This window comes from Methanobrevibacter sp. UBA412, assembly GCA_002495685.1.
GTDB lineage: Archaea > Methanobacteriota > Methanobacteria > Methanobacteriales > Methanobacteriaceae > Methanobrevibacter_A > Methanobrevibacter_A acididurans.
Map to the genome: position 1 here is coordinate 1 of DAGJ01000002.1, position 11,812 is coordinate 11,812.

The window sequence follows — 11,812 nt, forward strand, 5'->3', positions numbered from 1 at the left end:
GGAACTTTTATTTTTTTATTAATCATATAAATATATTAGCTCCACTTAATATATTAAATTTACTATTTCTAAATCATAATTAAAGCCATAAGAAAGCTTAAAAAAATTATGAGACAAAATATTTCAAAAAATAAAATCAACTAAGTTTTTGACAGAACCTGATATTATAATTGAGGATTATGAAAAATTTTAGTATTTTGGTATAAATTTATAAATAAAGGAAAAATCATAGATACTTATAATATAAAAAAAATTTTTTTATATAATAATTATTTAATTAATAAAAATTTTAAGGATTAAAGTAAAAATGAATATGTTATGGTTCTGGATTCCAGTAGTATTAGCTATTAGTGATGAAATCCATGGAAGAATTGTGTGGAAAATAGGTAATGATTTCTACATAGTTCTTGGAGGAATAATTAAAAAAACACTTACTTCAGCAGTGCAAACCTGGTTAGTTCATGAAGTCTTAGAATCAATATTCCATTTTCTTGTACTTACTATTGTGTTCCAATCATTCCAAATTGGAATTTTAGGAGGATTAATACATTTAACCTTAGATATAGCTCATAGTGCAGTGCCTTTCCATATACCTCCACTTGCACATAGAGCATTACACTTTGTCATTGAAGCCTTATTCTTCATGGCAATATACGGATTATAAAAACCCTAATTTAAATGTGGGGTTTATTTACTTTTTTATTAGAAATTTTATGGAGAAAACAATAAAATGCCAGTAATAACATTTGAATATGATGATTTAAAAGAATTCGGAATCGATATTGAAAAAGATAAATTAATAAACATAATACCTATGATGGGAAGTGACATAGAAGATCATAATGATGATGAAATTAAAGTAGAATTCTTCCCAAACCGACCAGATAATTTAAGCGTTCCTGGAGTTGCAAGATCACTTAAAGGATTCTTAAACATTGAAACAGGCCTTCCTGAATATGAGGTTACAGCTTCTGATGAGAAGGTATATGTAAGTGAAGAAGTAAGTGAAATTCGACCATTTATAGCATTTGCTAAAATTGAAGGTGTGAATTTTAAGGGTAATAGATTAAAACAAGTAATGGACTTTCAAGAAAACCTTCACTGGGTAATAGGCCGGGATCGTAAAAAAGTAGCAATTGGTATTCATAATGCAGATGTAATTAATTCTCCATATAATTATATTGCAACAGAAAAAAATGAACACAAATTCATACCACTTGAAGAAAACTGTGCAATGAGTCCTGCGGAAATACTTGAAAATATTGAAAAAGGAAGTAAATATGCTCATTTAATTGATAAATTCAGTAAGTATCCTTTAATCCTTGATAAGGATGATCAAATTTTAAGTATGCCTCCAATAATTAATGGTGAATTAACTAAGTTAACTGAAGATACTTGTAATATTCTTGTTGATGTGACAGGTACAGATGAGAAAGCTGTAAATCAAAGTTTAAACATTATTTGCAGTAGTTTTGCAGAAGAAGGAGGGGAAGTTAAAAGTGTTGAAGTAATCTATAAAGATAAAACAATCACTACTCCTGATTTAAGTCCAAAAACTAAGGAAGTTCATATTTCAACTGCAAATGATTTAATAGGAATAAACATCACCATTGATGAGGCTGAAAAATTATTAGCACAAGCTAGAATGGATTCAGAGAAAATTGATGAAGATACTTTACTTGTAAAAATACCTTCTTATCGTACTGATATTCTTCATGAATATGATATAGTGGAAAATATTGCAATACAATACCGTATAAATGAGGTGAAACCTGCATTACCTGAACTTTCAACTGTAGCATATGAACATGATTGGTTTAAATCTGATAAAACTTTAAGAGAAATAATGATTGGACTTGGATATCAAGAAATAATGAGTTTAATGTTAACAAGTGAAACCAGTCACTATGAAAAGATGAATCGTAGTGAGGATAGTCATGTGGAAGTTTCTAAACCTATTACTATTGATGGAACTATGATTAGAAAAAGTTTAATTAATACTTTAATGGAATTTTTAGAAGATAATAAACATCAAGATTTACCTCAAAAAATATTTGAAATAGGGGACATCTTATACTTAGATGAATCAGAACCATTAAAAGTTAGACCAAGTAAAAAACTTTCAGCTTTAAGTTGCCATACAAGTGCTAATTTTACAGAAGCTAAATCCCTAACTTTAAGTGTGCTTGGTAATCTTGGATATAAGGTAGAAATTGGTGAATCAGAGGATCCAAGTTTCATTCCTGGAAGAGTAGCTAGTGTTAAAGGTACTAGTAATAATGGTGAAATCAAAGGAGTGTTTGGTGAATTATCTCCTGAGGTTATTACTAATTTTGAACTTGAATACCCAGTTGTGGGATTTGAAATAGAATTCCTCTAAAAACTTTTTTTACTTTACTTTTTTAATTCTTTTTTTAAATATTTAACTGTAAATGGACAGACTATTATACATTTACCACAATAGTAATGGTCTATGCCAGTTTTAAGGATAGATAATTCTAAAGCTTTATCCCCACACTTCTTTTGATTGTATAATTCATTCCGGTCTACTCCTTCATGCCAATCCACTCCAGTACAAGCATCCCCTGGACATGCTTTTACACAAGCATCACATTCCCCACAATATGATTGTTTTACTGGTTTTCCAAAATCTAATGGTGCATCAGTATAAATACTTGCTATACGTACAGCTGAACCATAATGCGGATTAACAAGTAAGGCACATTTACCTATCCAACCTAAACCTGCACGAGTTGCAGCAGTTTTATAAGGAATTTTACTTCTCTTATCATCCTCAACTACTGTTCGAGGTTTAGTTTGACCATAAGCATTATACCCCTCTTTTTTCAGGAAATCCTCACCAGCCAATAAGATATCATCAAGGATATCATTGATTTCTAATAATTTATCTATATAAATTTTAGTTGGATATTCTTGTATAGTGTTTATAATTTCTGCTGGAAACTTAATTAGGATACTTACAGCATTTGGCATAGTGTCCGGTACATTTTCTAAGCCTTTAAGATTTGCAAACCCTACCTCAGTTGCACCTTTTGATACTAATAATTCTTTTAAATCTGTTGATAAACTCATAAATTTATTTACTCCTCATAATCTTTTTTTTAATAATTATTTTTCTACATATCTTTGAGTATTAGGACATACAGAAATACATTTACTGCAAACTTTAACATTTGGATTATGGAATTCATTTTCTGCAAGTTCCCCTAAAACATTTAAACATTTTTTATATTCAAATAAATCATTACGTTCCAATTTAGGATTCCATGTTAAACCTGTTATTGCATCAGCTGGACAATTATCTTGACATATTCTACACATACCACATAAAGAAGTAGTTATTGGTTTATTAAAATCTAAGGGTGCATTAGTTAAGATTGTTATTAATCTTACTGCTGAACCATATTTAGGTGTTATGAATAGTGAGGATTTACCAATCCAACCAAGACCTGATCGTGTAGCAACCGTTTTAAATGGAATTAAAGTTATTTTATTATCAGGTACGGATACTCTTTCTTTAGTTAAAGCATAAGCTTTATAACCCTTATTTTTTAAGAATTCTTCCCCTTTAAGGGCAAGTTCATCTAATATTGGATATGAATTATCATATTCTTTTAAATATTCTTTTTTACCTTTAACCTCTATTGATTTAATTGCTTCTTTAGATAATTTAATAAGTATTGATATTCCATTAGGCATGTCACTTGGCACATTTTCTATTTCTTTAAGGTTTGCAAATCCTACCTCTGTTGCGCCTTTAGATATTAGTAATTCTTTTAAATTTGTTGATAAACTCATAAAACTTGTATGCCTCCATTTTAATTTTTTTTATTTTATATAGTTTTGTGTTTTTGGACAAACATACACACATTGGCTGCATAACTCAAAACCCTCATCTTGTGATTGTTTTTTACTTAATTTTTTTAAATGTTTTAAACATTTTTTATGATTAAATAAAGTATCAGGATTTGTATTAGTATTCCATAATATTCCATTTATTGCACCGGGTTTACAGGAATCACGGCATTCTGTACACATTCCACATAAACTTGCTTTAACTGGTTTAGCGTAAGTTAATGGTGCATTTGTTAGGATTGTTATTAATTTAATTGCTGGACCATAATCTGGAGTTATTAGTAGACAGGATTTTCCAATCCACCCTAAACCTGCACGAGTTGCAACCTCTTCAAAGGATATTTGACTTGTATTATCCTCAGTTATAAGTAATTTATCACTTGTTAAGGCTTCTGCTTTATAACCTTTAGATTTTAAATATTCTTCACCTTTAAGTGCTATTTTATCTAATTTCTCATCTAAACCTTTATATTCTTCCTGGTATAATGTGTTGTTTTTAGTGTTAATTGATTTAATTGCATCTTTAGATAATTTAACAAATATAGAAACACCAGAAATGTATCCTTGTGGTGTATTTTTTAATCCTTTAAGGTTTGCAAATCCAACACCTGTTGCACCTTCACTTTTTAATAAACTTTCTAAATCCTTTGATAATGACATGACATTAATAATCCTTTTAAAAGTAATTTTATATTATTTAAAAAAAAATAGTTAATGAAATAATAAAAAATAATTAATTTTATTTTTTATAGTTCATTATATAATTGTGCGAATTTTTCACCAACAAATGCACAACATGGATCACAAATAGTTTTATCTTCACCATTATGAGTTAATTTTCCACATTGAAGTGTAGTGAATTCGTCTTGGAAGAATTTAAGTAATTGTTTACTTAATGCAACATTAATTTTTTGATCATCTGGATATATTAATCCTAATGCCATTATTGCACCAGTTAATGCTCCACAGGTACCTTCATCAAAGGTTCCTCCGATTCCACCAGAAAATCCTTTTCCTAAACTTAATAATTCTTCTTCACTTAATTTACAGTCAACTGTTGTGCATATTCCAGTTAAAACTGATTGTGAACAACTTTTACCATTATCTCAGTAGTTTTGTATTTTATCAGTTAATTGTTTTGAATCTATTTTACCCATACTTAATCACCATATCACATATTATAATTGATTGATTATATTTTATGTTCTTTTTATTAATTAAAAATTTGCAAAAATTTTTAGTTTATTATGGTTAAGATTATTTCACGATTAATTCTTGGTCCATCTAATTCTATAAAGAAGATTGATTGCCAAGTTCCAAGTAAGAGTTTATTATCTTTAAATGGTATTGTTTGTGAGGATGATAAAAATAAGCTTTGTAGGTGTGAACGGGCATTATTATCTATACTGTTATGGTTGTAATCCTTATTTTCTGGTATTAAATTGTTTAGTGTGTTTTTAAAATCTTTTAATAAGCCCTTTTCGTTTTCATTAACAATTATTGCAGATGTAGTGTGTTTTGTATAAATATTTATTAAACCATCACTAGTTTTTAGTTTTTTTAAGTATTCATTTACAGGTTTTGTTATGTCAATGATTTCAAATTGTTTTTTAGTGTTTATTTTAATAATTTCCATTATTGTCATAATAATGTTTTATTATTTTTTATAGGTTTTAAAAATTACTCTTATTAAAATGGTTTTTAGGGTTAATATTTTATTATGTTTAAATTAAAGTTAAGCCTAATAATTAAACAAGTTAATGTGTAAAACTAGTGTTTTAAGAAAGAGTATATTGTTTATTTAGAAAGAGCCTATAGAAGTTATTATTTTAAATAAGTTAAGATAGATGAATATAAATAAAAAAATAGAAAAAAGGAAAAAAGTATAGGAAATAAGATTTTTTTATAATGCTTTTCCTATTTCAAATGCTTCTTTCATTTTATCCTCAGATTCTTTTATGGAACCTGGTTCTTGAATTCCACCAGCATCTAAAGTGTTTACTACATCCCAACCAGTATGACCGAATGGTGATGCTTTAGTAGCTTCAATATAAGCATCATATATTCCACTTGGTGCTCCATGAGTGAATACAAATACTGCTTTTCCATTGAATTCTTTTTGTGGGTTTCTACTTACACTATAGAATCTGTCAGTTATGAGTTTTCCTTGAGCTGACATTTGACCATAGTAAATTGGTGTTGTGAAAATTAATACATCAGTATCTAAAAGATCATCAATGATTTTTGCCCCATCATCCTCGACTTTACAGTCTATACCGTCACCACAGTGACCACATGCATGACATGGTTCAACATCTAATTCATCAATATAATATTTAGTGACTTCTGCACCGTTTTCTTCTGTTCCTTTAATTATTTCATCTACAAGAACATCCCCGTTTCCACCTTTACGTGGACTTGCAATTATTGCTGTTACTTTCATAACTATTAATACCTCCAAAAATATTTTTAAATGTTTTCTTTTTATAATCCGAAGGATTTTTTAAGTAAATCTGCGTTTACATATCCTTCTTTATATAATTTTCCAGTAGTTAAATCGTTCATAACTACTTCTGCAGGTGCGAACATTCCTTTATCTATTTTATAGAAATCAAATCCTGCTTCTTTAAATACATCGAAAAATGGTTTTCCATATCCATCTGCTGCAGATGATGGTAATTGTGCTGCAACTGAAGCTATATCATCACCTTCTTCGGATTCAACATAGTAATATGTTCTTCCACCGAAGAGTACTGCATCATTAGTTTTTCCCATAGCTTTTAATCCATCTGGGTCAACTGGAGCGATAGGTGCGATTCCTGCTGCATGTTTGATTTTTTTAACATCAAAATTGATGAACTCCATCATTTTATATGTACCATTTTCAACTACTCTTCCTGCAATTTGAATAGATCCAACAAGACTACTAGTTGGTGCAACAAGTAAGTATACATTAGAAGCATCCACATCACATTCTTTAGCTATAACATCAGCTACATCTTCACCAGGTAATACATCAGATTCTAATGCAAGAATAGCTATATCTGCATCGTCTTTGTAATCTATTGCTTCATAGGTTTCTCCAGGTTTTAATGCTAATGCTCTTGCAGGTCCGGATCCTAATGCGAAGAAGTCACCAACACTTACACTCCATCCAGCTTTTTGAGATCCAAGAGTTGAAATTGATGGGAAATCTGTTTTTATTTTAACACTAGGAAGAGCGAATTTTTCAGATAAATCTCCAGGGATGCTTATTCCAACATCAGCTAATCCTCCAAGACATACCTTAGTATATAATTCTCCAGCTTTAAAACTTCCATCAACATTAACTCCACAATCAAGAATGGTTGCCCCATTTGAGAGTTTGGATATTTGTATGTTTATTTCATCAGCTTTTTCAATCATTACATCTACAGTTTTTTTAGCTTCTAAGTTTACACTTACCATTTTTTCTAAACCTCATTTCAATATTCATTTATTTAATTTTTTGTATTTATTTTATATTAATTTTTTAATTTATATATAAATTATTATTATTATTATTATTATTATTATTATTATTATTATTTTATTTTGGTGGATTTTTTATTTTAACCTTCTCTGCTGAAGGTAAATCGTATTCATAAATATGAGCACTTATGGAATGGATTGTTACAGAACCCATTTTCACATCTCCACCTAATTCTTCAGAAACATAATGTGCAAGGTAAGATAATCCTACAGCATTAGGGAACCATGCACCATAAATATCATGACTTCTCCATAAACCAGTAGTGTATAAAATATTATCACGTAATTTGAAATCTACAAGAATCATACAAGGTACTTCTTCACGTTTAGTATCTTGGGTTGGATCCCATGTAACACTTATAGCACGACGAGACTCATTACAATTTTTTAACCTGTCAATTGCCACACGTATTTGATCTATACCTTCAAAGTGTGCTCTTAAACGATTACCATAAGTGTAGACGAAACCTGGATTTTCACTACTTGTGAATTGTTCACTATATGTTCTGAGTTTATCCCCTTCCCAGAAATAATTATCAGGTATTCGTATTTTCTCAATTCTAGCTAGTTTATCACCAAAACCGAAAAAGTCCCCACCTAATTGGAAAGGATCATTAATTGTTGTTACAACATTTAAAATTTCCTTGGTTAATGAACCACGTTCATCATTAACAAAATGTCCCTCTTTAACTATTTGGGTGACTATTTGCTCCCATCCATCTGCTATTTGCTCAGCATCAAACTTATAAGACATATCCCTTTAAACTCCCCATTATTATTTTTTTGTTGATAATTCATTATTTAATTTAATCATTAATTTTAATTTATTTTTCGCTGTTTCCAATTTCATCTTCTTTAAACCACAATCAGGGTCCAATAAAATGTTATCCTCACCCATCACATCAATACCAGTTTGGATAATTTCACGAACCCTACTTTCTTCATCCAAGTCTTTAGATGCAGAATCCAAGCACCCTAATCCTAACTTTTTACCTTTTAAAAGATTTTTATGCTCCTTTAAAAGTTTAATATTATCATTATTTCCAGCAAACTCAAAATCCAATATATCAACAGGAAAACTAGTTAACTGTTTAAAAACACCTTTAAGATTACCACAAGCATGCATCCCCACAGGAATATTAACCGTATCAACGATTATACTAATAGCTTCCTTAGCAACTTTCAAATCAACCATACCAGTAGAAAGGAAAGGTTCATCAATTTGAATATACTTACAACCAGCACCCTCCAAAGCAGAAGCTTCCTTACTTATAGCATGAGCATAATCAATGATAGCATGACCCTTCTCCTTATAAAAAGATTCAATCCGTGAACTATGAACAATAGTAGAAGGACCAGTAATAATACCCTTAACACCTTTACGCTCAGCCTCCACACTTGATAAATTAGAATTCTTAATTAACTCATCAAGTTTATGCTCTGCAATCCGAACATCACCTACAGTAATATTATGATTTGAAGGTAAGATTTTACCAGTAATAACAGAAGAATTATGCACATATGTGAAACCTGGAATATGCTTTACAAAAATTCCAACCATATCATCCCGAACTTGACCCTCAGTAACAATATCCAAACCTAAATTAAATTGTAACTCAACAACCTCTTCAATAAGACGTTTATACGGATCATAAGCACCAAAAATGTTTAAAAACTTATCCCTACCAGATTCAGGGCTTTTAACTTCTAATGGAAAACTTCCAACAACAGTAGTAATCATGAAAAAAATATACTCTCCCTTAAAAATTTAATTTATTTTTTATCAATACTTAAAGAACGAATCTTCTGGATATCCTCATCAGAAACAGGTAACTCAATAGCACCAGTACCATTACAAGGTTTAGTGTAAGTTAAAAGAACAGTACCCTCATCAGGATTCAAACCAATAGGAATCGGAGGCACCCCAATAATCCGAACACCTAAAACCTTCTCACCCGGCTTCACATGAATAACTTCCTTAGAATTCTTAGTAATAACATCCCGAGCCAACTTAAAAGTAGATTGAGCTAAAAGAATCTTATAATCATCAGACTGCTGCAAATATGTTTCCAAACAAAAAGACACTCCTAATCCTCCCCTTCAAAATAATCCTTAAAAGCCTTATCAACCTGAACACGCAAAGGAGTAGGATTATGATAAGCACGAGCACTAACAATACCCGCATCAGTATTCTCCCGGACCTCCTCAGTGAAGTTATCTAATTCACCTTGATCACGTTGGAAAATAATAGCCAAAGAATCAATATTTAACAATTGATAATAAGTAACAAAATAAGAAACCGCAGCATCCTTATGAATAATACCAACAAGCAAATCAAAAGAACCCTCTTCCAAATGATCAATTTCAGAATCAATATTAACCAAATCCTGAAGATAATATCTTTCAGGATCAGAAACCTTCAACAACTTAGAAGCAGCAGGATTACTAGAAACAGTCACATCAAAACCAGCCTTTCTAAGCTTATCCAAAACATACAAAGTAATAGGAGTCTGAGCAGGAGCCTCAGGACAACCAATCAAAATCAACGCTTTTTTCATAATAAATTAATACCTCACAAAAAAATAATTATATTAATTTATGATATCTGACTAATAAAATAAAAAGGTTTTTAAAATATGAAAAATTTTTCTAAAAGAAATATTTATTAATATATAAAACATACAAAAACAAGCAATATTTTTTTTCAATAACAAAAATAAATCTAACTTACCAACTTCACATCATTATTAAACAAATTTTCATACAATTAAGTCTATTTTAAAGTAAAAGAAAGTGTTATAATTGAAATTAAAAGTGTTAAATTTCTATACTATTAAGTCTATTTTAAAGGGTGATTATGTTAGTATTTGTGAATGTTCACAAAACAATTTCTATACTATTAAGTCTATTTTAAAGGTGGATTTGAAGCTTGTACTAGTGAAACAAAAACAAATTTCTATACTATTAAGTCTATTTTAAAGCATTGTATGCGATTAATAATGCGGAGAATCTTGGATATTTCTATACTATTAAGTCTATTTTAAAGTCATCATTTGCCATAATGTTATTTGATACCTCACTTTATTTCTATACTATTAAGTCTATTTTAAAGAAAAAGGAACAGGAAGGAGAATATTATGATTTTTACATATTTCTATACTATTAAGTCTATTTTAAAGGTAATTTATAATAATGGAGTATTAAGCATGAATAATTGATTTCTATACTATTAAGTCTATTTTAAAGTATTATGATGCGAAAACCGTGATAACTCCTGTTGTATTTCTATACTATTAAGTCTATTTTAAAGTTGCGATGTTTCATACCCAAAGAAGTAACAAAATTCTATTTCTATACTATTAAGTCTATTTTAAAGTAGACATTGACAAATCCACCTACAATGACCTTGAAAGATTTCTATACTATTAAGTCTATTTTAAAGTTAAACTTACAATTAATATTATATTTTTTCCTATATAATTTCTATACTATTAAGTCTATTTTAAAGGGAAAAGCATTGTGTTGAAGTGGGTTTTGTTGTTAAATTTCTATACTATTAAGTCTATTTTAAAGTTTGCGTAAACTTGATTCTCCGAATTCACGTTCTCCTTATTTCTATACTATTAAGTCTATTTTAAAGCTGTTACTATTACTGTTGATGAAAATTTATGGGCTATTGCATTTCTATACTATTAAGTCTATTTTAAAGGAAGCCTATTTTACCAATAAGCTTAAATATAAACTACATTTCTATACTATTAAGTCTATTTTAAAGCGGTGCAAAATTAATAAATCTAGTATATCAACTACAATTTCTATACTATTAAGTCTATTTTAAAGAATAAATTTATTTGTGCAGTTGATATACTAGCTTTATATTTCTATACTATTAAGTCTATTTTAAAGCAAACTACGACAGCGACAACGACGGAGTAGAATTTAATTTCTATACTATTAAGTCTATTTTAAAGGTATTAGTATCAGAACCATTTGTTCCATCCACATAAATTTCTATACTATTAAGTCTATTTTAAAGAAATGATAGCTTATTAGGATTCATTACCGATAGTAGTAATTTCTATACTATTAAGTCTATTTTAAAGCTTCTTCACCTTTACCTAGTAAGCTTCCAATATCATTATTTCTATACTATTAAGTCTATTTTAAAGTTTAAGCTACGCCTACGAAAACGGGGCAATAATAGGACCATTTCTATACTATTAAGTCTATTTTAAAGTATATATGGTTGTCTGTTTGTTTATTGTGGTTTATAATTTCTATACTATTAAGTCTATTTTAAAGAAAAAACCAGGGGGATCCATACCCCCCCCAATACAATAATTTCTATACTATTAAGTCTATTTTAAAGACAAAAAGCGATTACTATTTAAACCGAATTTACATAAATTTCTATACTATTAAGTCT

At 29.3% G+C, this 11,812-nt stretch carries 12 protein-coding genes, 1 pseudogene and 1 CRISPR repeat array; of the genes and pseudogenes, 2 read left to right on the forward strand and 11 right to left on the reverse strand.

Features of this window, described 5'->3' with window-relative positions:
* The first annotated feature begins 307 nt into the window (after positions 1-307).
* Both BP997_RS00080 and pheT read left to right on the forward strand, forming a co-directional pair.
* Complete coding sequence (locus tag BP997_RS00080; protein WP_413824245.1) at positions 308-664, forward strand: hypothetical protein; 357 nt, start codon at positions 308-310, stop codon at positions 662-664.
* A 66-nt stretch (positions 665-730) separates the two neighbouring features.
* Positions 731-2,380 carry a phenylalanine--tRNA ligase subunit beta gene (gene pheT / locus BP997_RS00085; RefSeq protein WP_413824247.1) on the forward strand — a complete coding sequence of 550 codons (1,650 nt, stop codon included), beginning with the start codon at positions 731-733 and terminating at the stop codon, positions 2,378-2,380.
* Positions 2,381-2,394: 14 nt separating this feature from the next.
* Here pheT and BP997_RS00090 read toward each other — a convergent pair whose 3' ends face one another.
* The 11 genes and pseudogenes from BP997_RS00090 to BP997_RS00140 form a co-directional block, all read right to left on the reverse strand.
* On the reverse strand, positions 2,395-3,093 hold the full coding sequence (locus BP997_RS00090; protein WP_413827576.1) for a 4Fe-4S double cluster binding domain-containing protein: 699 nt from the start codon (positions 3,091-3,093) through the stop codon (positions 2,395-2,397).
* Between the two features lie 36 nt (positions 3,094-3,129).
* Positions 3,130-3,819 carry a 4Fe-4S double cluster binding domain-containing protein gene (locus BP997_RS00095; RefSeq protein WP_413828570.1) on the reverse strand — a complete coding sequence of 230 codons (690 nt, stop codon included), beginning with the start codon at positions 3,817-3,819 and terminating at the stop codon, positions 3,130-3,132.
* A 30-nt stretch (positions 3,820-3,849) separates the two neighbouring features.
* Positions 3,850-4,536, reverse strand: a complete 687-nt coding sequence (locus BP997_RS00100) for a hypothetical protein (protein ID WP_413828571.1) — start codon at positions 4,534-4,536, stop codon at positions 3,850-3,852.
* 86 nt (positions 4,537-4,622) lie between these two features.
* A pseudogene (locus BP997_RS00105) lies at positions 4,623-4,958 on the reverse strand (C-GCAxxG-C-C family protein); the annotation flags it as partial.
* 155 nt (positions 4,959-5,113) lie between these two features.
* Positions 5,114-5,521: a secondary thiamine-phosphate synthase enzyme YjbQ gene (locus BP997_RS00110; RefSeq protein ID WP_413828572.1), complete on the reverse strand. Its 408-nt coding sequence runs from the start codon at positions 5,519-5,521 to the stop codon at positions 5,114-5,116.
* Between the two features lie 258 nt (positions 5,522-5,779).
* Positions 5,780-6,319 carry a flavodoxin family protein gene (locus BP997_RS00115; protein WP_413828573.1) on the reverse strand — a complete coding sequence of 180 codons (540 nt, stop codon included), beginning with the start codon at positions 6,317-6,319 and terminating at the stop codon, positions 5,780-5,782.
* Between the two features lie 41 nt (positions 6,320-6,360).
* The gene (gene mch / locus BP997_RS00120; RefSeq protein ID WP_413828574.1) at positions 6,361-7,323 is read right to left on the reverse strand and encodes a methenyltetrahydromethanopterin cyclohydrolase; all 963 of its coding nucleotides are present in this window, start codon (positions 7,321-7,323) and stop codon (positions 6,361-6,363) included.
* A 121-nt stretch (positions 7,324-7,444) separates the two neighbouring features.
* Entirely contained in the window at positions 7,445-8,140 is a 696-nt protein-coding gene (locus tag BP997_RS00125) for a thymidylate synthase (RefSeq protein ID WP_413828575.1), read from the reverse strand.
* Between the two features lie 21 nt (positions 8,141-8,161).
* Positions 8,162-9,127: a methionine synthase gene (locus BP997_RS00130; protein ID WP_413828576.1), complete on the reverse strand. Its 966-nt coding sequence runs from the start codon at positions 9,125-9,127 to the stop codon at positions 8,162-8,164.
* Positions 9,128-9,159: 32 nt separating this feature from the next.
* Complete coding sequence (locus tag BP997_RS00135; RefSeq protein ID WP_413827556.1) at positions 9,160-9,471, reverse strand: DUF1894 domain-containing protein; 312 nt, start codon at positions 9,469-9,471, stop codon at positions 9,160-9,162.
* Between the two features lie 2 nt (positions 9,472-9,473).
* The gene (locus BP997_RS00140; RefSeq protein WP_413827553.1) at positions 9,474-9,944 is read right to left on the reverse strand and encodes a DUF1890 family protein; all 471 of its coding nucleotides are present in this window, start codon (positions 9,942-9,944) and stop codon (positions 9,474-9,476) included.
* A 197-nt stretch (positions 9,945-10,141) separates the two neighbouring features.
* Positions 10,142-11,755: direct repeats of the CRISPR family, unit length 29 nt; unit sequence ATTTCTATACTATTAAGTCTATTTTAAAG.
* The last annotated feature ends 57 nt before the right edge of the window (positions 11,756-11,812 follow it).